14 protein-coding genes and 1 pseudogene are annotated in these 25,086 nt (G+C 69.5%); 12 read left to right on the plus strand and 3 right to left on the minus strand.

The features are described 5' to 3' along the window. The first annotated feature begins 146 nt into the window (after window positions 1-146). The 6 genes from D7X74_RS08900 to D7X74_RS08925 all read left to right on the plus strand — a co-directional run bounded on the left by D7X74_RS08900 (window position 147) and on the right by D7X74_RS08925 (window position 16,775). On the plus strand, window positions 147-6,893 hold the full coding sequence (locus D7X74_RS08900; RefSeq protein ID WP_120532495.1) for a polyketide synthase: 6,747 nt from the start codon (window positions 147-149) through the stop codon (window positions 6,891-6,893). Then, window positions 6,890-13,345 carry a non-ribosomal peptide synthetase gene (locus tag D7X74_RS08905; RefSeq protein ID WP_120532496.1) on the plus strand — a complete coding sequence of 2,152 codons (6,456 nt, stop codon included), beginning with the start codon at window positions 6,890-6,892 and terminating at the stop codon, window positions 13,343-13,345. Before D7X74_RS08900 ends, D7X74_RS08905 begins: the two co-directional genes overlap by 4 nt. Window positions 13,346-13,373: 28 nt before the next feature. Next, window positions 13,374-14,156: an alpha/beta fold hydrolase gene (locus tag D7X74_RS08910; protein ID WP_120532497.1), complete on the plus strand. Its 783-nt coding sequence runs from the start codon at window positions 13,374-13,376 to the stop codon at window positions 14,154-14,156. Then, entirely contained in the window at window positions 14,153-14,995 is an 843-nt protein-coding gene (locus D7X74_RS08915) for an alpha/beta fold hydrolase (protein ID WP_120532498.1), read from the plus strand. The genes D7X74_RS08910 and D7X74_RS08915 overlap by 4 nt, the downstream gene beginning before the upstream one ends. Before the next feature lie 125 nt (window positions 14,996-15,120). Next, window positions 15,121-15,564: a hypothetical protein gene (locus D7X74_RS08920; protein ID WP_120532499.1), complete on the plus strand. Its 444-nt coding sequence runs from the start codon at window positions 15,121-15,123 to the stop codon at window positions 15,562-15,564. A gap of 128 nt (window positions 15,565-15,692) precedes the next feature. Beyond that, a complete protein-coding gene (locus D7X74_RS08925; protein WP_120532500.1) occupies window positions 15,693-16,775 on the plus strand; it encodes a helix-turn-helix transcriptional regulator in 1,083 nt (360 codons plus the stop codon). Window positions 16,776-16,842: 67 nt separating this feature from the next. Here the strand turns inward: D7X74_RS08925 and D7X74_RS08930 are convergent, their stop codons facing one another. The 3 genes from D7X74_RS08930 to D7X74_RS08940 form a co-directional block, all read right to left on the minus strand. Next, window positions 16,843-17,439: a hypothetical protein gene (locus tag D7X74_RS08930; RefSeq protein WP_233602031.1), complete on the minus strand. Its 597-nt coding sequence runs from the start codon at window positions 17,437-17,439 to the stop codon at window positions 16,843-16,845. Between the two features lie 118 nt (window positions 17,440-17,557). Beyond that, window positions 17,558-18,250 carry an iron-containing redox enzyme family protein gene (locus tag D7X74_RS08935; protein WP_120532502.1) on the minus strand — a complete coding sequence of 231 codons (693 nt, stop codon included), beginning with the start codon at window positions 18,248-18,250 and terminating at the stop codon, window positions 17,558-17,560. 87 nt (window positions 18,251-18,337) lie between these two features. Continuing rightward, window positions 18,338-19,132 carry a GNAT family N-acetyltransferase gene (locus D7X74_RS08940; RefSeq protein WP_120532503.1) on the minus strand — a complete coding sequence of 265 codons (795 nt, stop codon included), beginning with the start codon at window positions 19,130-19,132 and terminating at the stop codon, window positions 18,338-18,340. A 237-nt stretch (window positions 19,133-19,369) separates the two neighbouring features. Here D7X74_RS08940 and aspD point away from each other — a divergent pair, with 237 nt between their 5' ends. From aspD to D7X74_RS45230, 6 genes and pseudogenes are all read left to right on the plus strand, one after another. Continuing rightward, on the plus strand, window positions 19,370-21,052 hold the full coding sequence (gene aspD / locus D7X74_RS08945; RefSeq protein ID WP_120532504.1) for an aspartate 4-decarboxylase: 1,683 nt from the start codon (window positions 19,370-19,372) through the stop codon (window positions 21,050-21,052). A gap of 383 nt (window positions 21,053-21,435) precedes the next feature. Continuing rightward, on the plus strand, window positions 21,436-22,038 hold the full coding sequence (locus tag D7X74_RS08950; protein ID WP_120532505.1) for an RNA polymerase sigma factor: 603 nt from the start codon (window positions 21,436-21,438) through the stop codon (window positions 22,036-22,038). Beyond that, the gene (locus D7X74_RS08955) at window positions 22,025-22,405 is read left to right on the plus strand and encodes a hypothetical protein (protein WP_120532506.1); all 381 of its coding nucleotides are present in this window, start codon (window positions 22,025-22,027) and stop codon (window positions 22,403-22,405) included. Before D7X74_RS08950 ends, D7X74_RS08955 begins: the two co-directional genes overlap by 14 nt. After that, window positions 22,402-23,124 (plus strand): ImmA/IrrE family metallo-endopeptidase, encoded by a 723-nt coding sequence (locus D7X74_RS08960; RefSeq protein ID WP_120532507.1) that lies wholly within the window; start codon window positions 22,402-22,404, stop codon window positions 23,122-23,124. Before D7X74_RS08955 ends, D7X74_RS08960 begins: the two co-directional genes overlap by 4 nt. Window positions 23,125-23,126: 2 nt before the next feature. Next, complete coding sequence (locus D7X74_RS08965; protein WP_120532510.1) at window positions 23,127-24,320, plus strand: hypothetical protein; 1,194 nt, start codon at window positions 23,127-23,129, stop codon at window positions 24,318-24,320. A 17-nt stretch (window positions 24,321-24,337) separates the two neighbouring features. Then, a pseudogene (locus D7X74_RS45230) lies at window positions 24,338-25,086 on the plus strand (DUF853 domain-containing protein); the annotation flags it as partial.

The following is a 25,086-nucleotide window of genomic DNA, read 5'->3' on the forward strand; positions in this document are numbered from 1 at the left end:
GGCACCAGGGCGGTCCAGGGCTCGCCTGCCCGCAAGGAATCGGTCCGGGACCGTTGAATCCTGTACAGGCATGGCATGCTTGGGGACCGGCTTGGCCTGTCTTTCCCATCCTCTACTCTTTGAACGCTCAGAAACAGAAAGTCGGGATGGCCCTGGGGGATATGTCCGTGGATGAAGCGGTCAGACAGACAGTGGTGGGGCGTTTCACGGCCCAGGCGGCTCGGACCCCCGAGGCCGAGGCCGTCCGCTTCGAGGGCGTGGGGCTGACGTACGCCGCGCTGGACCGCCGCTCCAACCAACTTGCCCGCCACCTCCAGGGACTGGGCGTCACCACGGACGTGCTCGTCGGCGTGTGCCTGGAGCGCTCGGTGGAGATGGTGGTGGCGGTGCTGGCCGTGCTCAAGGCCGGCGGCGCGTACCTTCCGCTGGACCCTGCCTATCCCGCTCCGCGTCTGTCATTCATGTTGGAGGACGCGAAGGCGCCGGTCCTGCTGACCCAGGCGAAGCTGCGCGCGGGGCTGCCGGCCTTCGCCGGGCCGGTGCTGTGCCTGGACGAGTCCCCCGCCCTCTTCGCCCCGGAGGCTCCGGCCTCCCCGGTGGACGCGTCGAGCCTGGAGGGGCTGGCGTACGCCATCTACACCTCCGGCTCCACGGGCACGCCCAAGGGCGTGGCGATGGGGCACGGGCCGCTCGCGAACCTCATCACGTGGCAGTTGGGCCAGTCGATCGCCGGCCCGGGCACGCGCACGTTGCAGTTCTCGCCCCTGTCGTTCGACGTGTCGTTCCAGGAGCTGTTCGGCACCTGGTGCTCGGGCGGAACGCTGGTGCTGGTGCGGGACGAGCTGCGGCTGGACGCCGTGCTGCTCCTGAAGCTGCTGGCGGACGAGCGCGTGGAGCGGCTGTTCCTGCCCTTCATCGCGCTGCAGAGCCTGTCGGAGATCGCCACCTCCCACCAGAAGGTGCCGCCGTCCCTGCGTGAGGTGGTGACCGCGGGCGAGCAGCTCCAGGTGACGCACCACCTGCGCGCCTTCTTCGCCGCGCTGCCGGGCTGCGCGCTGCACAATCACTATGGCCCGTCGGAGACGCATGTCGTCTCCAGTTACGTGCTCCGGGGATCCCCGGATGCATGGCCCGCGCTGCCGCCCATCGGAAAGGCCATCGACGGCTGCGAGCTGGTGGTCCTGGACGAGCAGAAGCGGCCCGTGCCGCACGGCGAGTCCGGCGAGCTGTTCCTCGCGGGCGTGTGCCTGGCGCGCGGCTACCTGCACCGCGAGGCCTTGACGGCGGAGCGCTTCGTGGCGCACCCGCTGCGCCCCGGTACCGGCGAGCGCGCGTACCGCACCGGCGACCTGGCGCGCGTGCTGCCCGACGGCAACGTGGAGTTCCTGGGCCGCATCGACGGTCAGGTGAAGGTGCGCGGCTACCGCATCGAGCTGGGCGAGATTGAAGTCGCGCTCGGCAGCCACCCGGCGGTGAAGCAGGTAGCGGTGGTGGCGCGCGAGGACGTGCCCGGCGACAAGCGGCTGGTGGCGTACGTCGTCCCGGACGGCACGCTGGAGCACGCGGCCGGGACGCTGCGGCGTCACCTGGGGACGCGGGTGCCGGACTACATGGTGCCCTCCGCGTTCGTCGTACTGGAGACCCTGCCCCGGACGCCCAGTGGGAAGATCGACCGGCGCGCCCTGCCCGCCCCGCTGCCCACGCGCCCGGAATTGCAGCAGGCCTACGTCGCGCCCCGCTCGCCGCTGGAGCGGACGATTTCGGAGTCGTGGGCGCAGTTGCTGCGCATCGACCGGGTGGGCATCCACGACAGCTTCTTCGAGCTGGGCGGCAACTCGCTGCTCGCGCTCCAGTGCGTGGCGCGGCTGCGGCAGGAGCACGGGCTGGAGATCCCCATCGTCCAGCTCTTCCAGTCGCCCACGGTGGCGCAGCTGGCGGCGGTGCTCTCCGGGGACGCGTCGCGGCCTTCGCTCAAGCAGCAGGTGGAGGCTCGGCAGGCGAAGCGTCAGCAGGCGGCCGGTGGGACGGGGGCTTCGGAGCCGGTGGCAATCATCGGCATGGCGGGCCGCTTCCCGGGCGCTCCCGACGTGGAGACGTTCTGGAAGAACCTGGTCGGCGGGGTGGAATCCGTCACGACCTTCACGCGTGACGAAGTGGATCCGTCGGTGGCCACCGCCGAACGGGACGCACCCGAGTACGTGCGCGCGCGTGGCATCCTGGAGGGCGTGGAGCTGTTCGACGCGGGCTTCTTCGGCATCATGCCGAAGGAGGCGCAGGTGATGGATCCGCAGCAGCGCCTCTTCCTGGAGACGGCCTGGTCCGCGCTGGAGTCCGCCGGCTGCGTGCCGGAGACGTACCCGGGCCTCATCGGCGTCTTCGCGGGCACGCACAACAACAGCTACCAGCCGCTGCACGTCCAGCCCCGTCAGGACATCGTGGGCCGGGTGGGCGCCTTCCAGGCGATGGTCGCCAACGAGAAGGACTACGTGGCGACGCGCGTCGCGCACAAGCTGGACCTGCGCGGGCCCGCCCTGTCGCTCAACACCGCGTGCTCCACGTCGCTCGTCGCGGTGGCGCAGGCGTTCTGGGCCCTGCAGACGCACCAGTGCGACGTGGCGCTGGCGGGCGGCGCGGCGGTGACGGTGCCGCAGTTGTCCGGCCACCTGTACCAGGAGGGCGGCATGCTCTCCCAGGACGGGCACTGCCGGCCCTTCGACGCGAGCGCCACCGGAACGCTCTTCAGCGACGGCGTGGGCGCGGTGGTGCTCAAGCGCCTGTCGGACGCGCAGGCGGACGGCGACGTCATCCACGCGGTGCTGCGCGGCGTGGCCGTCAACAACGACGGCGCGGCCAAGATGAGCTTCGCGGCGCCGGGCGTGGAGGGACAGGCCACCGTCATCGCGACGGCGCATGCGAACGCGGGAGTGGATCCGCGCACCATCCGCTATGTGGAAGCGCACGGCACGGCGACGCCGCTGGGTGACCCCATCGAAGTGGAGGCGCTGTCGCAGGCCTTCCGCGCGCACACCACCGACACCGGCTTCTGCGCCATCGGTTCGGTGAAGAGCAACTTCGGCCACCTCACCGCCGCGGCGGGCGTGGCGGGCTTGCTCAAGACGGTGCTCGCGCTGAAGCACCGCGAGCTGCCTCCGACGCTGCACTTCCAGACGCCCAACCCGAAGATCGACTTCGGCAAGAGCCCCTTCTTCGTCCAGACGAAGCGCTCCGCGTGGCCCGAAGGCACGGAGCCCCTGCGCGCCGGCGTCAGCTCCTTCGGCGTGGGCGGCACCAACGCGCACGTCGTGGTGGAGGAGGCTCCCGCGCGCCCTGCCTCCGGCCCGTCGAAGCCCGTCCACCTGCTCCTGCTGTCGGCGAAGACGCCCGCGGCCGTGACGCAGGCGGCGGAGCGACTGGCCGCGCACCTCCAGGCGAACCCGGAGCTTCCGCTCGCGGACGTGGCGCACACGCTGTCCACCGGCCGGCGGGCGTTCCCGTTCCGCAAGGCCGTGGTCGCGGGCAGTGCGCAAGAGGCCGTGAAGGCGCTGACGGCGGCCGGGGCGGAAGCCACCGCGCTGGAGTCCACCCCGCCCCTCGCGTTCCTCTTCCCCGGTCAGGGTTCGCAGCACCCGGACATGGCGCACGGACTGTACCGCCACGCGCCCGCCTTCCGCGCCACGGTGGATGCGTGCGCGGAGGTGCTGAAGCCGCTGCTCGGGCGCGACCTGCGCGAGGTGCTCTTTCCGAAGGACCCCGAGTCCCCTGAAGCCGCCGAGGCCCTGCGCCAGACATCGTTCGCGCAGGCGGCCCTCTTCACCGTGGAGTACGCGCTCGCGCAGCTCTGGTGGAGCTGGGGCGTGCGGCCGGGCGCGCTCGTGGGCCACAGCGTGGGCGAGTTCGTCGCCGCGTGCCTCGCGGGTGTCTTCACGCTGGAGGACGCGCTGCACCTGGTCGCGAAGCGCGGGCAGCTCATGCAGGCGCAGGCGCCGGGCAGCATGCTGTCGGTGCGCCTGCCCGCCGAAGCGCTCGCGCCCCGGCTGACGGACGGGCTGGCCATCGCGTCGGACAACGGGCCGCGCCTGTGCGTGGTCTCCGGTCCCACGGACGCGGTGCTGCGGCTGCAGACCACGCTGGAGGCGGAAGGCGCGGCGAGCCGGCTGCTCCAGACGTCGCACGCCTTCCACTCGCCGATGATGGACGCCGCGGTGGCGCCCTTCCTCGAGACGGTGAAGGGCATGCGCCTGTCGGAGCCGCGCATCCCCATCGTCTCCACCGCGACGGGCACGTGGCTCACGCCCGCCGAGGCGACGTCCCCCGACTACTGGGCGCGACACCTGCGCGACACGGTCCGCTTCGCGCCCGCGCTGCGCACGCTCTGGGACAAAGGCGACCACTTGCTGTTGGAAGTGGGCCCGCGCGTGACGCTCGCCACGCTGGCGCGGCAGCAGGCCACCGCCGAACAGCGCGCCCGCGTGTTCACCTCCCTGGGCGAGTCCAGCGGCGACACGGCCGACTGGAGCGCCCTCTTGAATGCCGCGGGCCAGCTCTGGCGCCGGGGCGTTCCCCTGGACGGGTCGGCGTTCCATGCCGACGAGCAGCGCCAGCGCGTCACCCTTCCCACGTATCCCTTCCAGCGGCAGCGCCACTGGATCGACCTTGAGCGGGCGCCCGTGCCCGCCTCCACACCCTCCACCGGAGTCGCCGTGAGCACCGCCCCTGCCCCCCGCGCTGAACGTCTCATCCCCACCCTGCGCAACCTGTTCGAGGAACTCAGCGGCCTGGAGCTCGGCGATGCCGACGCAAGCGCGAGCTTCCTGGAGCTGGGGCTCGACTCGCTGGTGCTCACGCAGGCGGCGCTCGCGGTGCAGAAGCAGTTCGGCGTGAAGGTCACCTTCCGGCAGCTCCTCGAAGAGGTGCCGTCGCTGGGCGACCTCGCCGCGTTCCTCGACGGTCGGATGCCTCCGGAGGCCGCGCCCGCTCCCGTGGCCGCTGGTCCGAGCGCCCCCGCGCAGCTCGCCGCGAACATCCTCGCGCAACAGCACGTCGCCGCCGCGCCGGTCGCCAGCGCGCCCGCGTTCCAGTTCCAGGCGCAGGCTCCGTCCGCGCCCGCCGGCACGCTCCAGGCGGTCATCGAGCAGCAATTGCGGCTGATGACCCAGCAGCTGGCCATCCTGTCCGGTCAGCCGGCCGCGGTCTCCGCGCCCGCGCCGGTCCAGGCCGCGCCCGTGCAGGTCCAGGCCGCTCCGGTGGCCGTGGCCCCGGAGGCTCCCGCCGCCGCCGCGCCCGTCGCCGCCCCGGCGGACGAGGCCGACCTGAAGGGCCCGGTGAAGTACGACGTGAAGAAGGCCTTCGGCGCCATCGCGCGCATCAGCCTCGCGCCGAAGGACGCGCTCACGCCCCGGCAGCAGACATTCCTGGAGGACTTCACCCGCCGCTACAACGCGAAGACGCAGGGCTCCAAGCGCGCGGCCCAGGAGAACCGGAGCCAGCTGTCCGACCCGCGCGTGGTGACGGGTTTCCGGCCGCTGCTCAAGGAGCTCATCTACCCGCTGGCGGTGAACCGCTCCAAGGGCTCGCAGCTCTGGGACGTGGACGGCAACCAGTACCTGGACGCGCTCAACGGCTTCGGCTCGGTGATGTTCGGCCACGCGCCGGACTTCATCACCCAGGCGGTGCACAAGCAGGTGGACGACGGCTACGAGCTGGGGCCCATGCACCCGCTCGCGGGTGAGGTGGCGAAGCTCGTCTGTGAGTTCACCGGCGCGGACCGCGCGGCCCTGTGCAACACCGGTTCCGAGGCCGTGATGGGAGCGCTGCGCATCGCGCGCACCGTCACCGGCCGCAGCACGGTGGCCATCTTCGCCGGCAGCTACCACGGCATCTTCGACGAGGTGCTGGTGCGCGGCACCAAGAGCCTGCGCACCGTGCCGGCCGCCCCGGGCATCATGGCGGGCGCGGTGCAGGACGTGCTGGTGCTGGACTACGGCACGCCGGAGTCGCTCGAAATCCTGCGTCAGCGCGCGGACTCGCTGGCGGCCATCATGGTGGAGCCGGTGCAGAGCCGGCGCCCCGACTTCCAGCCGCGCGAGTTCCTGCACCAGCTGCGCGACCTCACCCAGAAGTCCGGCTCCGTCTACATCTTCGACGAGGTCATCACCGGCTTCCGCATGCACCCGGGCGGCGCCCAGGCGGTGTTCGGCGTGCAGGCGGACGTGGCGACCTACGGCAAGGTCGTGGGCGGCGGGATGCCCATTGGCGTCATCGCGGGCAAGCGCCCGTTCATGGACGCGCTGGACGGCGGCCACTGGCAGTTCGGCGACGACTCCGTGCCCACGGTGGGCGTGACGTACTTCGCCGGCACGTTCGTGCGCCACCCGCTGGCGCTCGCCGCCGCGAAGGCCGCGCTGGAGCACATGAAGGCCGCGGGTCCGGAGCTTCAGCGCAGCGTGAGCGCGAAGGCGGACAAGCTCGCGAACACGCTCAACGCATTCTTCGACGAGGTGGGCGCGCCCCTGCGCATCAAGCACTTCGGCTCGCTGTGGAAGACGTTCGTCACGGCGGACATTTCCCACGGGGACCTGCTGTTCTGCCTGCTCCGTGACAAGGGCATCCACATCTGGGACGGCTTCCCCTGCTTCTTCACCACCGCCCACACGGACGCGGACCTCCAGCGCCTCATCAACGCGTTCCAGGACAGCGTCACGGAGCTGCAGGACGCGGGCTTCCTGCCGGGCAAGGCCCGTCAGACGCAGGCCCCCGCGGCCGTGGCCTTCGACGCCAACCAGCCTCCGGTGCCCGGTGCACGTCTGGGACGTGATCCGCAGGGCAACCCCGCCTGGTTCGTCCCGCACCCGTCGCAGCCCGGCAAGTTCGTCAAGTTGAGCGAGACCCGATGAAGACCCCGAACCCTTCCACGCCCGAGACGCAGGACCTTCCCGACGACTTCGATCCGTTCGCCGGGCCTGTTCTTCAGCTCACCGTCCCGTCCACCGAGCCCCAGCGCGAGGTGTGGACCGGCGTTCAGATGGGCCCCGACGCGTCGTGTGCCTTCAACGAGTCCATGTCCGTCCGGCTCCAGGGCCCGCTGGACGTCGAGAGCCTGCGCTCGGCGCTCCAGGACCTGGTGGAGCAGCACGAAGCGCTGCGCAGCACGTTCAGCGCGGATGGCCTCACGTTGTGCGTGGCGGCCACGATGCCCGTCATGCTGGACGTGCTGGAGCTGGACGCGCTGCCTTCCTCCGAGCGCGAGGCCCGGGTCCGGGAGCTGGTGTCCCACGAGGTGGAGACGCCGCTGCCCCTGGAGTCCGGTCCCCTGATGCGCCCGAGGCTCGTGAAGCTCGCCGCGGACCAGCACCTGCTGACGCTGACCGCGCATCACATCGTGTGCGACGGCTGGTCCATGGCGGTGATGTTGCGCGACCTGGCGACGTTCTACTCGGCGCAGGTGCGTCGGGTGCAGCCGGACATCACGCCCGCGCCCCTGTTCAGCGACTACGCGCTGGCGCAGCAGCAGCTGGCCACGACGGCGGAGTACGCGGCGCACGAGCGCTACTGGCTCCAGAAGTTCTCCGGCACGCTGCCGGTGCTGGAGCTGCCGCTGGACAAGCGCCGTCCGCCGTCGAAGACGTACAGCTCCCGGCGCGAGGACTACGTCCTGGAGCCCGCGCTCGTCGAACAGCTCAAGCGCGTGGGCGCGCGCCACGGCGGCAGCTTCTTCACCACGCTGCTCGCGGGCTTCAAGGCGCTGCTGCACCGGCTCACCGGGCTGGAGGACGTGGTGGTCGCCATCCCCGCCGCGGGCCAGTCCGTGGCCGGGCTGAAGAACCTGGTCGGCCATTGCGTGAACGCGCTGCCCCTGCGCAGCAACGTGTCCGCGGAGGCGCCCTTCACCCAGGTGCTCAAGCAGCTGCGCACCACGATGCTCGATGCCTACGAGCACCAGGAGTACACCTTCGGCACGCTGCTCAAGCAGCTCGCGCTGCCGCGAGACCCCAGCCGCCTGCCGCTGGTCAACGTGCTGTTCAACGTGGATCAGGCCGTCACGGGTGAGCAGCTTGCGTTCCAGGGCCTCACCTGCACCCTGGCGAGCAACCCGCGCCACTTCGAGAACTTCGACCTCTTCATCAACGCGGCCGAGGCCCATGGCCGCGTGGTGCTGGAGTGCCAGTACAACACCGACCTCTTCGAGGGCTCCACGGTTCGCCGCTGGATGGCGTGTTACGAAGAATTGCTGAGGGGCGTGATCGCCGACGCGGAGACCCCGGTGGCGCGCCTGCCGCTCTTGCCGGAGGCGGAGAAGCAGCGCGTGCTGGTGGACTGGAACGCCACCACCCGGTCCTTCAACCGCGAAGCCTTCGTCCACACCCTCGTCGCCGCCCAGGCCGAGGCCACCCCCGACGCCGTCGCCCTGCGCTCCGGCGCCACGACGCTCACCTACCGCCAGCTCGTCCAGCGCGGCCATCAGGTGGCCCACGCGCTCAAGCAGGCCGGTGTCACCCCTGGCAGCCTCGTCGGTCTCTTCACCGAGCGCGGCCCCGACATGGTCGTCGGTCTCCTGGGCATCCTCCAGGCCGGTGCCGGCTACGTCCCCCTGGATCCGGGCTTCCCGCCCGAGCGCCTCGCCTTCATGGTCGAGGACGCGAAGCTCTCCACCATCCTCACGCAGCAGTCGTTGGTGGCGTCCCTGCCCTCCACCACCGTGAAGCCACTCGTGCTGGAGGACACGGCCTCGCAGCCCGAGTCCGCGCCCCCAGCCCTGGACGTCTCCCCGGAGGAAGTGGCGTACGTCATCTACACGTCAGGTTCGACGGGCAAGCCCAAGGGCGTGCGCGTCCCGCACCGCGCGGTGGTGAACTTCCTCGGCACCATGCAGGAGGCCCCGGGCCTCACCGCCCAGGACGTCCTGCTCGCCGTCACCACCCTCTCCTTCGACATCGCCGTCCTGGAGCTCTTCCTCCCGCTCACCACCGGCGCCCAGGTCGTCCTCGCCTCGCGCGAGACCGCGTCCGATGGTGCGCTCCTCAAGGCCGCGCTGGAGTCCAACGGCGTCACTGTCATGCAGGCCACGCCCTCCACCTGGCGTCTGCTGTTGGAAGCCGGCTGGCAGCCCCGCCCGGGCTTCAAGGCCCTCTGCGGCGGTGAGGCCCTGCCTCGCGAACTGGCCGAGGCCCTGCTCGCCCGCGTCGGCAGCCTCTGGAACATGTACGGCCCCACCGAGACCACCGTCTGGTCCACCACCTGGCGCGTGCAGCCTCCCCTCTCCTCCATCCGCATCGGCCGCCCCATCGCCAACACCCAGCTCTACCTGCTCGACGCCCACCTGGCCCCCGTGCCCGTCGGCGTCGCCGGCGAGCTCTACATCGGCGGCGACGGCGTCACCCTGGGCTACCTCCACCGCCCGGAGCTGACGCAGGAGCGCTTCCTGCCCAATCCCTTCCGCCAGGGCGAGCGCATGTACCGCACCGGCGACCTCGCTCGCTGGCTGGCCGACGGCACCGTCGAGTACCTGGGACGCAATGACTCGCAGGTGAAGCTGCGTGGCTTCCGCATCGAGCTGGGTGAAGTCGAGGCGGCGCTCGCCTCGCACCCCTCGCTGGCCCAGGCCGTCGCCCTCGTGCGTGAGGACCGGCCCGGCGACCGCCGCCTCGTCGCGTACCTCATCGCGCGCCCCGGTCAGACGACGCCCCCGGACGAAGCCCTCCGCGCGCACCTCAAGCAGGGGCTGCCGGAGTACATGGTGCCGCAGCACTTCGTGGCGCTGCCCGCGCTGCCGCTCACGCCCAACGGCAAGGTGGACCGCAAGGCCCTGCCTTCGCCGCAGGTGGGCTCGCACGAGGACGCGTACGTCGCGCCCCGTGATGAGACGGAGCAGAAGCTGGCGGACATCTTCGCCGACGTGCTGGGCCTTCGCCGGGTGAGCGTCACGGCCGACTTCTTCCGGCTCGGCGGACACTCGCTGCTGGCCTCGCAGGCCCTCACGCGCGCGAGCCGGGACCTGGACGTCAGCCTCACGCTGCGCCGGATGTTCGAAGCGCCCACCGTGGAGAAGCTGGCCCGGCTGGTGCGCGGTGACGATGGGGCCACGAGCCCCGCGCAGCGCATCACGCCGCGCTCGGGCACGGCGCCCGCCCCGCTCTCGTTGATGCAGCAGCGGCTGTGGTTCCTGGAGCAGCTCAACCAGGGCACCGCTGTCTACAACCTGCCTGCGGCGTTCCGCATCTTCGGGGAACTGGATGTGGGCGCGCTGACGGGCAGCTTCAACATGCTGCTGGAGCGTCACTCCGCCCTGCGCACCTTCGTCCGCTGGGATGAAGGCACGCCGGTGCAGCACGTTGAACCGTCGCTGAAGGTGGAGTTGGAGCCGGTGGATCTGGAGCCGGTGCCCGCGAACCAGCGCGAGGAGGACCTGCTGCGCCGCCTCCAGGCGCTGGCGGACGAGTCCATCCCCATCACCGCGCCCCCGCTGTTCCGGCTCACCCTGTTCCGGCTGGGTGCGCACGAGCACGTCCTCTTCTTCATGCCCCATCACCTCATCTGGGATGGGTGGTCGTTCGACGTGTTCCTGCGCGACCTGGACGTGTTCTACGCCGCGTTGACGCAGGGCAAGGAGCCGAAGCTGCCGGCCCTGCCCATCCAATACGCGGACTTCACCGAGTGGCACCGCAACTGGCTCCAGGGCGAGGAGCTGGAGCGCCAGGCCCGCTACTGGCGGCAGAAGCTCTCCGGGAACCTGCCCGCGCTGGAGCTGCCCACCGACAAGCCGCGTCCCGCGCAGATGAGCCTCAAGGGCGGCACCGAGCCCTTCGTCCTCACCGGGGCGGAAGTGGACGCGCTCACGAAGCTGGGGCGTGAGTCGAACGCCACGCTGTACATGGTGCTGCTCACGGCCTTCAAGACGCTGCTGCACCGCTACTCGGGCCAGGAGGACCTGGTGGTGGGCACGCCCATCCGGGGTCGCTCGCACCCCGAGGTGGAGGACCTGCTCGGCTTCTTCGTCAACACGCTCGTCCTGCGCACGCAGATGGGACCGGAGCTGACGTTCCGGCAGTTGCTGGAGCGCGTCCGCACCACGTGCATGGAGGCCTTCGGCCACCAGGACATGCCCATCGAGCTGCTGCTCCAGCAGTTGGGTGTGCAGCGCGACCTGAGCCGCACGCCGCTGTTCCAGACGTTCTTCACCTTCCAGGACGTGCGCAACCGCAACTCCACCCTGGGCGCCCTCACCTACGGCCAGGTGCACGTGCACGCGCACGCGACGCCGCTGGACCTGAGCTTCTGGGTGAAGGAGACGGCCCACGGCATCGTCGGCGGCATGGACTACAACACCGACCTGTTCGAGCGGGACACCGTCGTCCGCATGCTCGAGCAGATCCGCACGCTGCTGCGCGCCGCGGTGTCGGACGCGGAGGTGCCCGTCGCGCGCCTGCCGCTCTTGCCGGAGGCGGAGAAGCAGCGCGTGCTGGTGGACTGGAACGCCACCACCTGGCCCTTCAACCGCGAGGCCTTCGTCCACACCCTCGTCGCCGCCCAGGCCGAAGCCACGCCTGACGCGGTCGCCCTGCGCTCCGGCGCCACGACGCTCACCTACCGTCAGCTCATCCAGCGCGGCCATCAGGTGGCCCACGCCCTCAAGCAGGCGGGTGTCACCCCCGGCAGCCTCGTCGGCCTCTTCACCGAGCGCGGCCCCGAAATGGTCGTCGGCCTGCTGGGCATCCTCCAGGCCGGCGCCGGCTACGTCCCGTTGGATCCAGGCTTCCCGCCCGAGCGCCTCGCCTTCATGGTCGAGGACGCGCAGCTCTCGCTCGTCCTCACCCAGCGCGCGCTCCAGGGCACGCTGCCCTCCACCACCGCGAAGGCTCTCTTCGTCGAGGACACGACCTCGCAGGCGGACACGGCCCCCGAGCCGCTCTCCGTCTCGCCGGAGGAGGTGGCGTACGTCATCTACACGTCGGGTTCGACGGGCAAGCCCAAAGGCGTGCGCGTCCCGCACCGCGCGGTGGTGAACTTCCTCGGCACCATGCAGGAGGCCCCGGGCCTCACCGCCCAGGACGTCCTGCTCGCCGTCACCACGCTCTCCTTCGACATCGCCGTCCTGGAGCTCTTCCTCCCGCTCACCACGGGCGCCCAGGTCGTCCTCGCCTCGCGTGACACCGCGTCCGACGGGCCCCTGTTGAAGGCCGCGCTGGAGTCCAACGGCGTCACCGTCATGCAGGCCACGCCCTCCACCTGGCGTCTGCTGTTGGAGGCCGGCTGGCAGCCCCGCCCGGGCTTCAAGGCCCTCTGCGGCGGTGAGGCCCTGCCTCGCGAACTGGCCGAGGCCCTGCTCGCCCGCGTCGGCAGCCTCTGGAACATGTACGGCCCCACCGAGACCACCGTCTGGTCCACCACCTGGCGCGTGCAGCCTCCCCTCTCCTCCATCCGCATCGGCCGCCCCATCGCCAACACCCAGCTCTACCTGCTCGACGCCCACCTGGCCCCCGTGCCCGTCGGCGTCGCCGGCGAGCTCTACATCGGCGGCGACGGCGTCACCCTGGGCTACCTCCACCGCCCGGAGCTGACGCAGGAGCGCTTCCTGCCCAATCCCTTCCGCCAGGGCGAGCGCATGTACCGCACCGGCGACCTCGCTCGCTGGCTGGCCGACGGCACCGTCGAGTACCTGGGACGCAATGACTCGCAGGTGAAGCTGCGTGGCTTCCGCATCGAGCTGGGTGAAGTCGAGGCGGCGCTCGCCTCGCACCCCTCGCTGGCCCAGGCCGTCGCCCTCGTGCGCGAGGACCGGCCCGGTGACCGCCGCCTCGTCGCGTACCTCGTGTCGAAGCCGGGACAGGCGTACACGGACACGGAGCTGCGCAAGCACCTGCGCTCGCAGCTTCCGCAGTACATGGTCCCGCAGCACTTCGTGGAGCTGGAAGCGCTGCCGCTCACGCCCAACGGCAAGGTGGACCGCAAGGCCCTGCCGCCCCCGGCCGGCGCCGCGCGTCCCACCGAGGACGCCTTCGTCGCGCCCCGCACGGAGATGGAGAAGCAGCTGGCGCGCATCTGGCGGGAGGTGCTCGGCATCGCGCAGGTGGGCGTGCACGACAACTTCTTCAACATCGGCGGCCACTCGCTGCTGTCGTTCCAGGTGGTGATGCGCGTGCAGAAGGAGCTGGGACAGGTCCTGCACCCGCGCACCCTGCTGCTCAACACCCTGGAGCAGGTGGCGTCCCAGTTCACGCCCGTGGCGCCGGTGGCCCGCCCGACGCAGCCGGCCACCCCGACAAAGATTGCCACCCCGGAGACTTCTGTTCCCCTGGCGCAACGCTTGTTCAATAAGCTGAAGGGGAAACTTCCGGGGCGCTCGGACTGAGCGACCCTTCGAGGAGAATGGTCCCACCGTGACGCCCTGCTTCTTCGGCAGCTCCGAAAGACAGCTCTTCGGCATCCACCACCCCGCCCAGGGCGCTGAACGCGCCACCGGGGTGGTGCTCTGCTATCCGGCCGCCCAGGAGTACATGCTGACGCATTGGGCCTTCCGGAAACTGGCCGGGATGCTCGCGCGGGAAGGCTTCCACGTCTTCCGCTTCGACTACTACGGCACCGGAGACTCCGCCGGAGAGGTCCACGAGGGCCGCGTGGCCTCCTGGATCCAGGACATCCGGCTCGCCGTCGCCGAACTTCAGGACATGACGGGCGTGCAGCGCGTGGCGCTCGTGGGCATGCGCCTGGGCGCGGCGCTCGCCGTGCGCGCCGCGGCGGAGGGCCTGTCCACCGCGGGGCTCGTGCTCTGGGAGCCGCTGGTGGAGGGGGCCGCCTACCTGAAGGAGCTGGAGCTGCTCCAGGCCCGCCGCGCCACCCGCACCCTGTTCCCCCAGTTGGACAGTCCGCTGGAGGTGCGCGAGGAGCTGCTCGGCTTCGCCTTCCCCCGGGCCCTGCGCGACGACATCCTCGCGCTGGACCTGGCCGCGATGCCCGCGTGGCCCTCGACGCGCACGCACCTGGTGGCCGCCGGGCCCAAGCCGGAGTACCAGCGCCTCCAAATGCGCCTGGAGGCGAGCGGCCTGCCCTTCCAGAACCACCTCGTGCAGGAAGAGGCGGGCGCGGGAGGCGGTCAGGAGTCCGCGCTCCTGTCCAACCGCGTCCTGCAGACCATCACCTCGCTCCTGAAGGAGGCCGCGTGATCCGCGAACGCATCTGTTCCTTCGGCCCCGAGCAGAGCCTCGTGGGCGTGCTGACGGAGCCGGATCCGGCGAAGGTGCTGCCGGGAGCGCCCGCGGTGGTGCTCTCCAACGTGGGATTGAACCACCACGTGGGGCCGTACCGGCTGTGGGTGGAGCTGGCGCGGCAACTGGCGGCGCGCGGCTTCACCACGCTGAGATTCGACCTGTCCGGCCTGGGCGACAGCCGCCCGCGCCGCGAGGGCGGGCCGGACGAGTTCGCGCGAGCCCGGGAGGAGACGCGCGCCGCGCTCGACTACCTGGAGCAGAAGAAGGGCCAGCGCCACTTCGCGCTCGTCGGCCTGTGCTCCGGCGTGGACAGCGTGCACTCGGTGACGGTGCAGGATCCGCGCGTGGTGGGCGCGGCCTTCATCGACGGCTACACGTACCGCACGGTGGGCTACCACCTGCGCTTCCAGTTGCGCTACCTGAGCCCCCGCCGCTGGACCCGCTTCCTGCGCAAGCGAAAGCTGCCCTCCCAGTTGCGTGAAGCCGGCGAGGCGGACGAGGTCTACACGCGCGAGTACCCGGAGCAGGCGCGACTGACGGAGGACTACGCGAAGCTGCTGGAGCGGGGCGTGAGCCTCTGCTTCGTGTTCTCCGGAGGCATGGGGCTCTCCTTCAACTACGAGCGCCAGTTCTACGAGATGTTCTCCCCGCTGAAGCTGGAGAACCGCGTCACGTACGCCTTCTATCCGCGCGCGGACCACCTCTTCTCCGTCCCGGAGGACCGCGCGGCGCTGCTGCGCAAGCTCACCGCGTGGGCGGTGGGCATCGTGCCGCCCAAGGCGCTCGCCGGCTGAAGGCTGCCTGCCCGCCCTGCCAGCGGGAATGCGGCCCGGGGCCGGGTGTGCGTCAAGCGCTTGTTTCCCACCCAACGGTCGCCACCTTGGGAGAACCAACCCGTTCTTCCGAAGGAGCGTCACCGATGAAGCTCCCCCTGTTTGCAGCACTGGCCACCCTCGCCGTCTCCGGACAGGCGTTCGCGCAGAGCCACACCGACCACACCACCCCGCCGTTGGAGCAGCCGAGCACCGACGCGCCACAGGACAGCGCGGAGCGCTGGGACCGGGCCACGGGAGGCTCCGGTAGCTCGGGCGTCCTCCAGCCGGATGACGACGGCGCGGACAGCGTCGCGGATCCGGACCGCATCGACGAGGGTGTGGGCGGCTCCGGCACCCCGGAGCAGGGCAGCAACACCACGGGCGAAGGGTCCGTCCTACAGCCGAGCGTCCCGAACACCGGCACCCCGGGCAACAAGGGCGCGCAGATGGAAGTGACGCCGCCGGCCTGGGACAAGAACAAGCAGATGGGCAGCTCCGCCAGCCCCACCACGGGCACGCCGCCCGCCCAGGGCAGCGCGGGCAACTAGCTTCACGCGCCCCGCAATGACAGGCATGGACGGGCTTCCCACTCCGGGGCCCGTCCATACCCCTTGCGGGTTACAGACCCAGGCGGCTCCCACCGGTATGTCATTGCATGTACCGGCTGGGAGGCCCGATGAACCTCAACGCGCGCGAGCAGGCGCTCATCTCCGAATTGACCCAGGCGCTCTCCAGTTCCCTGGACCTGACGGAGGTGCTGGCGCGCGCGCAGGGCACCATCACGCAGTTGCTGCCCGCCGACTACGCGGCGCTGTGCGTGTCACGGCCGGAGCGCCCCGGCGACTATGAGTGGTTGGGCCTGGGGGCCCCCGGGGTCCTCTTCGCGCACTACCCGGAGCTGGCGGCGGTGGACTTCGTGCGCGAGGCGGTGATGAAGCGACCCAACGTGGCGCTGCGGGATTCGGACATGCTGTCGCGCCGGGAGTTGAAGCGCAGCCTCCTGTACCTGCGCTGCCGGGAGCTGGGGCTGCCGCTGGAGCACGTGATGGCGGTGCTGTTGGACTTGCGGCAGGACTGGCACGGAGGCTTCACGCTGTACCGGGAGCACACCCAGCCCTTCTCCGCGCACGAGCAGGCGCTCCTCGACTGGCTGACGCCCTACCTGGTGAACACCGTGCGCAACTGCCGGATGTTCGGAAGCGAGGCGATGCGCGGCGACCTGCTGGACGCGCTCTTCCGCTACCAGGGCGCCGAGTGCGTCGTGCTGGATCCACCGGAGCACGAGCGGTTGAGGACGCCGGGCGCGACGGAGCTGCTGAAGCGCTGGTATCCGGAGATGAAGGGCCACGACGCCCAACTTCCGTCGGACGTGAGGGAGCACCTGCGCAAGCTCAGGGCCCCGGGCGCGGAGCGGAAACTGGGCGTGGACACGTGGGTGCGCTCGGGGCAGCAGCGCGACCTGAAGGTGACGTTCGTGGAGTTGCCCGAGCAGCGGGGCAGCAGGCCCTGGGCGCTGGTGTTCCAGGAGCACTCCCGGGCGATCCCCATGCCGGAGCAGTGGCGGCAGAAGATCTCCAAGCGGGAGGCGGACGTCGTCCAGGGCGTGCTCAGCAACTGGGCGAACGAGACCATCGCCCACGAGTTGGGGCTGACGCTCAACACGGTGAAGACCCACCTGCGCAACATCTTCCCCAAGCTGGGCATGGAGAGCCGCACGGACCTGCTCTACCACGCGGCCTGGAGGCAGAAGCCAGGGTGAGCGGCGGGACGAAACAAGGGCCCGGAGGCTGTTTGCCCCGGGCCCCTTCTCATCACGAGACAACGCCTTACGGCTGCTTCCGCACGCCCAGGGTGATCGACGTCATCCCCCCGGCAGGCTGGAGCGTGACACTGCCCGCGGAGAAGTTCTCCTCCTTGAACTGGTACAGGAGGACTCCGGTGATGGTGTCGTTGACGCTGACATCACTGTCCCAGACGCGGAATGCCCACGGCTCCGCGAGCAGACGGCCGGCTGTCGCGGTGCATCCCCCCGAGGTCCAGGCGGGCGTGTAGCTCTGCACCTCCGGAGTGAAGGTGCCCACGGTCGACCCCGGACAGAGCATCTCCACGAAGACATCCGGAGCAGAGCCGTCCGCATCCCATGCCGTGCCATTGTTGCTGGCCGTGATTTGCGCGGACACCGGCTGGACGAACCAGACACCCGCCGGATCCACGCCACAGCTCTGGTCCGTCTTGCACACCTGGGCCGCGTTGCAGACCTTGCACGTGGCCCCGGCCTTGCCACACGCGGAAGCGGTGTTCCCCGTCTGGCAGGTGTTGTTGAAACAGCAGCCCGTGCAATTCGACGCAGAGCACGTCACCGGGGGAGTGTTGTCCCCCGGGTCCTCGTCACCGCCACAGCCCGCGAAAACCAGTCCAGCCACCACTGCCAACATCCGATGAGTCTTCATGCTTGTGTGACGCCCCACGAGGTCGATGTTCGGGGCGCAGGATGTCCAGACGGGCGTTGACTGTCTTTACCTCTTCCGGGGGATGGCGCCGTCAGGGTTCCCGGAAGAAGCTCGGAAACAGGGCGCGCGTGGTGCGGGCCGACAGGAGCAGCGCGGCCTGCTCCTCCGGGGACGTGAGCTGGCTCAGCACCGCCTCCAGCTCGGCCACGTGGTCGCCGTCCGCGTTGCCGTGGCCGCGCAGGAAGGTGACGGCCTTGTGGATGTTCGGGATGCCGCTGTCCGCGATGAGCCGGTCCACCGCCCCCGGGGCGCGCTCCACGGAGAGGTATTCCAGCACGTAGGCCGTGCCCAGGAACGCGGTGGGCACGCCCGACAGCGTGGTGAAGCGGTTCCACTCCACGTAGGCACGCACCGCGGAGCAGGCCGGCTCACTCTCCACCCGCTCCGCCGACCACCCCAGGTTCTTCAGGTCCGCCAGCAGCCACCTCTCATGGCCGCTCTCCTCCCCGGCCTTCTGGATCAGCAGGTCCGCGAGCGCGGTGTGCTGGCCCTCCTTCTTCATGCGCTCACCCGAGTCCTGGAGGAACCCCGTGCTCCAGCGCACGTACTGGTACGTCTGCACCAGGTAGTGGACGTAGTCGTCCTGGCGGATGCGGCCCTCGAAGAGGCGCCGGGCGCCGGGCTTCGCATCCAGCTCCCGCACGAGCATCCGCGCCTCATGCCGCAGGGAAGCCATCCAGTCCGTCGCTTTCAGCGTCTCATCCTGCTTCGGCTGCTTGCACATACACGTCTCCTGCTCCGGGCCCCGCGAGGGTCCGGTGTTGGGTGGGTTGAAGGGTGAAGGGGAAGAAAGGAGCGAACCGGCCCGGCTTCAGGCGGCGTCAGCGTCCAGCGAGTCGAAGAGGCTCAGCGTGCGGCGCGGAATCTCATCCAGGGCGGCGACGAGCGGCACCGTGAACCGGTGGAACGCCGTGTCGTAGTGGGGCGGCCCGATGAAGCGCGCGCCCATCTTGTCCGCGAAGAGCGACAGCACCGGCGGCATCTTCAGTCCGTCCAACGCGCCGTGCCTGGCGCGCTCGAGCTCCGTGGGGCCAAGTCGCATCGCCACGGGCTCGCGCGGCGGCGGGGGAAACTCGCGGGTCCGCACGTGGAAGCGGTCGCTCACCCAGCCCCGGCGCGCGGCGGCGCGGTAGATGAGACTCGCCTCCTCGACGCTGTCGGTCTCCATGTTCGCGGCGGCGATCCAATGGGTGACGCCCCGCCGACGGCTCTCGCGGTAGAGGCACGCCTGGAGGCGCAGCACCGCGGAGTTGCGCCAGTCGCGGCGCACGCAGTAGCGCGTCGTCTCCGCGAACACCCGCCCCGGCGCGGCGATCTCCGACAGGTCCAGCTTCCGCTCGATGTCGAGCCCCAGCAGGCTGCCCGCCGAAGCCGCCACCTCGGCGTTGGGCAGCAGCAGGCGCGCGGTCGCCACCGCCTCCTCGCCCGAGTAGACGACGACGTGCGCGGTGGTCGGCAGCGTGTCGAAGCAGTTGGCCTCACGCGGCGCCTGCGGCTTCTTGTCCCCCAGCATCCGCAGCTCCACCCCGAACACTTCCCAGCGGACGCGGAGCGCGTCATCCAGCTCGCGCTGGGTATCAGCGACACGGCAATTCAAAGAGGGCATGGCGGGTATCCACTCCGGCGGTCTGCGGCGGACTGTCTGTCCGACCTTGCCCCTTCTTTCGTCGCCGCCTGCCTGAGTGCGCTCACCGGTCGTGTTTTTTCATCGAGACAGGCCCACCCGCCGCGTCCAGCGCGCCACCAGGGCAACGCCCGCTGGTGCCGCTCCCCCTGCCCTCCAGGCACATGGCCTGCGTCCCGGGGGCGAGTCACCGTTGGACGGAGGCGGAAGGAGGGCGACATGACCGAGCACACGTCCCAGGACAGCGTGTCCGCGGGAGAACAGGAGTCCCCGTCCGACAGCGAGCTGCGCAGACTCAGTCCATTCGAGCTGAAGGACGAGCTCATCCAGGTCGCCGACGAGGCCGTGAAGACCCGCGCGGCGGTGATGCTCAATGCGGGGCGGGGCAATCCCAACTGGATCGCCACCACGCCCCGCGAGGCCTTCTTCCTGCTGGGTCAGTTCGCGCTCGCGGAGAGCCGGCGCGTCTGGAATGAGCCCGGCGTGGGGCTTTCGGGCATGCCCAGGTCCCCGGGCATCGCGCGCCGCCTGCATGACTTCCTGAACGCGAGCGACGATGACGCCGCCGTGCAACTGCTGCGCGACGCGTTGGATTACGGCGAGTCCACGCTCCGCTTCAACCCGGACCGCTTCGTCTGGGAGCTCACCGACGCCGTCATCGGAGACAACTACCCGGTGCCCGACCGGATGCTCGTGCACGCGGAGCGCATCGTGCAGGAGTACCTGGCGCGGGAGCTGTTCGCGGACCGTCCGCCGCCCGGGCGCTTCGACCTCTTCGCGGTCGAAGGTGGCACCGCCGCGATGACCTACATCTTCCGCTCGCTGATGGTGAACGGCCTGCTCCAGAAGGGAGACACCATCGCCCTGGGCGCGCCCATCTTCACGCCGTACCTGGGGATTCCCCACCTGGAGGAGTTCTCGCTCCACACGGTGGACATCCAGCAGAGCGCCCAGACGAAGGACGGCGTCCGAACGTGGCAATACCCGGACGCGGAGCTGCGCAAGCTGGAGGACCCGCGCATCAAGGCGTTCTTCGTCGTCAATCCCTCCAACCCGGGCGCGGTGGCCATCCAGCAGGAGTCCGTCGACCGGTTGGTGGAGCTGGTGCGCACGCGCCGGCCGGACCTGCTCATCCTCACCGACGACGTCTACGGCACCTTCGTCAACGGCTTCCGCTCCCTGGCGGCGGACCTGCCGCGCAACACGCTGCTCGTCTACTCCTACTCCAAGCACTTCGGCTGCACGGGCTGGCGGTTGGGCGTCGTGGCGCTGCACGAGGACAACATCCTCGACGAGGCGCTCGCGCGTCAGCCCCCGGCGCGGCGGGCGCGGATGGAGGAGCGGTATGGCTCCATCACGTTGAACCCGGGGAAGCTGAAGTTCATCGACCGGATGGTGGCGGACAGCCGCGCGGTGGCGCTGAACCACACCGCGGGCCTGTCGCTGCCGCAGCAGCTCCAGATGACGCTCTTCTCGCTGTTCTCGCTCCTGGACCCGGGCGACTTCTACAAGAAGCGCTGTCAGCGCATCTGCCAGGACCGGCTGAAGGCCCTCTTCGAGGGCCTGGGCGTCCCCCTGCCAGAGGACCCGCTGCGCACGGCCTACTACCAGACGCTCGACCTGGAGGCCTGGTGCCGGGAGCACATTGGCGAGGACTTCGTGCGTTTCGTCGAGGAGCACCACGACCCGCTGGACATCATCTTCACGCTGGCGCGGCGCCACGGCGTGGTGCTGCTCAATGGCAGCGGCTTCGGCGGCCCGCCCTGGTCGGCCCGGGTGTCCCTGGCGAACCTGGAGGACGACGCGTACGCGCGCATCGGGAGGGACCTCCAGGACGAGGTGCGAAGGACCATTGATGAGTGGATGAAGGCCGGGGGCGTGCTTCCTCCAGAGCTGCACTGAGCGGGAAGGAAGGGTGGATTCAACCCACCCTGATCCCACGTGTTGTTGCAGCGGGCGCTGACGAAGACCTGAAGGTCGGAGCGTATCCAGCGATTGTTCGACGAATACTGAGACATCTCATTCCGGTGATACCGGCGAATCCAGGGACCCTGATCTCCAACACGGAGGCCAGGGTCCTTGTCGATCCAGGGGATCGCCGCGGACCCATTGTCCCGTCGGGCACTACCCCCTCTGGGGTACAGACACCGATCCTCCACTTCGCCAACCTCCCGGCTCGGGCCCAGACGCTCCGCCGTCGAACTCAACAGGGCTGTAGCGAAAGTCCAGACGGGACCGTAGCCAAACCTGAAAGCGGGCAAACGCATGCCGGTGAGGAGTGGGGGATGAAACGCGAGAAGGAGTGGGACCTTCACGAGCGAATTCTGGGCAAGGAACCGACGGCTTCCGTGGACCTCTTCCTGACGTTCATGGACCCGCTGTTCCGGATGCTGAAACGGCAGACGAAGTGCTCGGACGATGACGCCCATGACTCCGCCATCGACGCGCTGTTCGCCTACCTGAAGGAACCCGACAAGTTCGACCCGGGCAAGGGCAGCATGAGTGCCTACCTGGTCCAGATTGCCCGCTACAAGGCCTGGGACCGCTACCGCTCCTCCTCCGCGAGAGCCCAGCGGGAAGAAAAAATGCGGGTGCAGGTCGAAGTCGAACCGCCACCTCCGAATGTCTCCTTGGAGGAGTACGTGGAAATGAAGCAGCTGGTGGAGAGACTGGTGCGGAAGATTGAAGCCTTGGGCCTGGACGACCGGGACCAGGCCTGCATCCGGCTCATCATCACGGACTCACGCTCCACGGAGTCATGGGCGGAGGTCCTGGGCCTGACGCACCTCCCCCAGGACCAGATGCGGCAGGTCGTGAAGCGCCATTACGACCGGCTGATGAAGCGTCTGAAGAGCCTCTGCAAGGAGGACCCCGATGAAGAATCCTGATTGGCTGAAGCGAGCGGCGGAGCGCAGCACGGTGGAGCCCGGCATGCTCGGCAACGTGTTCGGCACCTACCAGGTGCTGGAAGACTGCACCGCGGAGGCGCTCGCTGAAGAGCTCGGTTGCACACTGGATACCTTGAACCTGCTCGCCCTGTGCCGCCGGCCCGAAGGCGACGCGTTCATCGAACAGGTGAAGGACATCTGCCGGCGGTTCGACGTGACGCCCTCCGCCCTGGTCTCGGTGCTCCGCCGGGTCGAGGTCATGGACGCCCTGGACACGGACGCCTCGAACGGAGAAACCAGCAGGGACAGGGGGCCTCTCCTGCTCGCCGCGAAGGATCGTCCCCGGGACGGCGGCCGCAAGCCATGACCCTCCCCTGGTTGAGTGAGGCCCTTCGTGTAAGCGGCCTGCCTCCGCCGGAGTCCTTTCCCCGCGACCTCGCGTCCGACGCACTCCTGGCCCTGCCCGTCACACCGGTGGGGCTCCGGGGGCTGACGTCGGAACGCGTGCGTCAGTGGCTGGCCCAGCGTGGAAGGGACCAGGAGATCGCCTATCGCTCCATGTACGGGTGCATGGTGGCCTTCGCGGGCAAGGGCATCCTCTTCTTCGACAAGAACGAACCCCCCAACGTTCAGCGCTTCACCCTGGCACATGAGTTGGGGCACTTCGTTCTGGATCATCTCCAGCCCCGGCGCCGGGCCCTGGACTTCTTTGGTGAAGACATCCGGGACGTCCTGGACCAGAAGCGCTCGGCCACGCGCGAGGAATCCCTGGCGGCAGCGCTGAATGGGGTGCCCATCGGAGTGCAGGTCCATCTCATGGACCGGAGTGAGTCCGGGGCCGTCGCGACCGGACGGGTGGCCAGGGCAGAGCAGCGCGCGGACCGGCTGGCGTTGGAATGGCTTGCGCCGACGAAGCTCGCCCGCGAGGTGTTGAAGGACGGCCCGGCGGAGGAAGGAGAAGCGCGGCTCGAGCGCTTCTTCGGACTGCCTGCGGTCGAGGCACAGAGCTATGCACGGGCGCTGCGGCGCGAGGAAGGCCGGCCCCGCTTCTCCATCGCTTCATTACTCGGTGACGAACAAGGGTGATCATGAGCGGCAGCATTCCGCCGGATGACGACGACGACGAACTGTCGGGGGACGATGACTTCCAGGCCTCATTTCGAGAAGAGTTGGGTCGAACGCTCAATCTGGAAACCTGGGCTGAAGGATTCGACATCCAGGCCATCATGGAGCGCTACCAAGCCGAAATCGGTGGCGCCATGCGGAAGGAGGACGAACTCCGGTCCACCATCCGTCGGGATCTCCTGCCGAAGTTGAAGAACGGCCCTCACGCGTCGATTGGCGCGGGCGTGTATCAGGTGAGCGCCGAGCAATTGGCTGCAGTCCACGACGGCCTGCTGTTCGCGGGTCAGGTGGGAGGCGTCAATGGCATCTCGGTCTCCCATGAGACCCTGCCCCTGGACATCACCCAGATTGGCATTGGCGCGGTTAGTTACAGAGGAACCTCAGGAATGTTCTCGCAGCGGCTCTTCCGCCGGGAAGTGGCCATCGATGTGGAGAATCCGTACGCGGAGGCGGAGGCCTACATCAACATGCGGGAGGACCGCTCGCATCCCGGTCGCAACGGCCCGGACAGCCTGTCCCGACTGGCACGGCGAGGCATCCGCACATACGCCGAACGCGCCATCCTCGTGGAGAAGTTGGAGACGGAGTGGCGCATGGGCCACGGCAATCCCTTTGCCTATGAGCTGATCACGGGCTCTGGCTATGCGGGGCTGCTGGACTTCTCCCTGAAGATGCTTACCCGTCTCATGGAGGAGCAGTCCAGGTTCGTCTTTGTTCCGTCGGAGATGGACAACCGGGGTCTCCTCACTCTGGGGCACGCCCTCGACGCGGGTGAGTTCGCCATCCTCGAAACCCTGGAGCGCTTCGGCGACGACATCCTCCGGGTGTGGAAGTACGACACTGAGGGCCTCGGGCAGGCGACCCACTTCGTGAAAAAGTATTGCCCCAAGGTGGTGATGGGGTTGTTCCGTGCCTCCAACAGCGCACCGCCGCACATCTTCTATGCGCATGTCGACCACGTACACGTGGCCGCGGCGGTCGCCATCGCGGACAGCATCGTGCGCCCGGAGTTGGGGTTTCCCATGCTGCTGGATGTCGCGGAGACGCACTGTCGCAATGCCTTTGGCGCAGACTCTTTCCAGGGCCTTATCCACGACGCCTACGCACAGGCGGACAGAAGCCTTCAGTACTTCAACGGACGCAAGCCGCACCGCTAGTGGGGGGAATCACCACCATGTCTGACAACACCAAGAACACAACCCAGGGACCGGCCGCGCCACGCAACGGAGTGGCCCACCCGACGGTCGCTGGCAGTGCGACTCCGGCGCCCAACGCAAGTGCTGGCCCGCAGCGTACGGCACCATCGGCCCGGCCCGTGGGAGCGCCTCCAGCGGGAGCACCTCCCCAGAGACCCAACGGCCCTGGCGCGGCCCCACCGGGTGCACCGGGGGCACGGCCGCCACCACCGACTGCTGCCCCGGGCGCCCCCTCCAAGCCAACGGTTCCGCCCAACGGCGCGCGGCCTCCCGCCGCGCCAGCGGGTCGTCCCCCTGCCCCTGCGGGTCCGCCAGGTCCCGCAATCGTGAAGAGCGAAGTCGCCATCCCTATGCCCGAAGCGGCCCGGAACGAGCTGGAAGCCCTCCGCAAGAAGGCGGCGACGACCCAGATCAATCCCGAGTTGGAGCACGCGGTGGGGTTTACCCACTTCGACACCTCCGCGAGCAACGACAACCTCATCACGGTCCTGTCCACGAAGGAGGAGCTGCATCGGCTTGCGTCCCAGACGCTCGTGCGCATCAAGTCGCGGGAGGACAAGCGTTCCTATCTGGGGGTCGTGGTGCGAGGCCCCTTCGCGGAGCCCAACGCTGTGCCGGCGAACTCCACCATGGCCATTGGCGTGGTGACGCATGGCAAGAAGCTCACCTACACGTTCGAATACCACGGGCGCGCGGAGGTGGAATTGCTGGGCGAGGAGCTGTCGGG

The sequence above is a fragment of the Corallococcus sp. CA047B genome (assembly GCF_003612065.1).
GTDB lineage: Bacteria > Myxococcota > Myxococcia > Myxococcales > Myxococcaceae > Corallococcus > Corallococcus praedator.

Bases quoted from the DNA above. Each gene is read 5' to 3' on its own strand.
- D7X74_RS08900 (WP_120532495.1), top strand. From the start codon at position 147: ATGGCCCTGGGGGATATGTCCGTGGATGAAGCGGTCAGACAGACAGTG.
- D7X74_RS08905 (WP_120532496.1), top strand. From the start codon at position 6,890: ATGAAGACCCCGAACCCTTCCACGCCCGAGACGCAGGACCTTCCCGAC.
- D7X74_RS08920 (WP_120532499.1), top strand. From the start codon at position 15,121: ATGAAGCTCCCCCTGTTTGCAGCACTGGCCACCCTCGCCGTCTCCGGA.
- D7X74_RS08925 (WP_120532500.1), top strand. From the start codon at position 15,693: ATGAACCTCAACGCGCGCGAGCAGGCGCTCATCTCCGAATTGACCCAG.
- D7X74_RS08935 (WP_120532502.1), bottom strand. From the start codon at position 18,250: ATGTGCAAGCAGCCGAAGCAGGATGAGACGCTGAAAGCGACGGACTGG.
- D7X74_RS08940 (WP_120532503.1), bottom strand. From the start codon at position 19,132: ATGCCCTCTTTGAATTGCCGTGTCGCTGATACCCAGCGCGAGCTGGAT.
- aspD (WP_120532504.1), top strand. From the start codon at position 19,370: ATGACCGAGCACACGTCCCAGGACAGCGTGTCCGCGGGAGAACAGGAG.
- D7X74_RS08950 (WP_120532505.1), top strand. From the start codon at position 21,436: ATGAAACGCGAGAAGGAGTGGGACCTTCACGAGCGAATTCTGGGCAAG.
- D7X74_RS08955 (WP_120532506.1), top strand. From the start codon at position 22,025: ATGAAGAATCCTGATTGGCTGAAGCGAGCGGCGGAGCGCAGCACGGTG.
- D7X74_RS08960 (WP_120532507.1), top strand. From the start codon at position 22,402: ATGACCCTCCCCTGGTTGAGTGAGGCCCTTCGTGTAAGCGGCCTGCCT.
- D7X74_RS08965 (WP_120532510.1), top strand. From the start codon at position 23,127: ATGAGCGGCAGCATTCCGCCGGATGACGACGACGACGAACTGTCGGGG.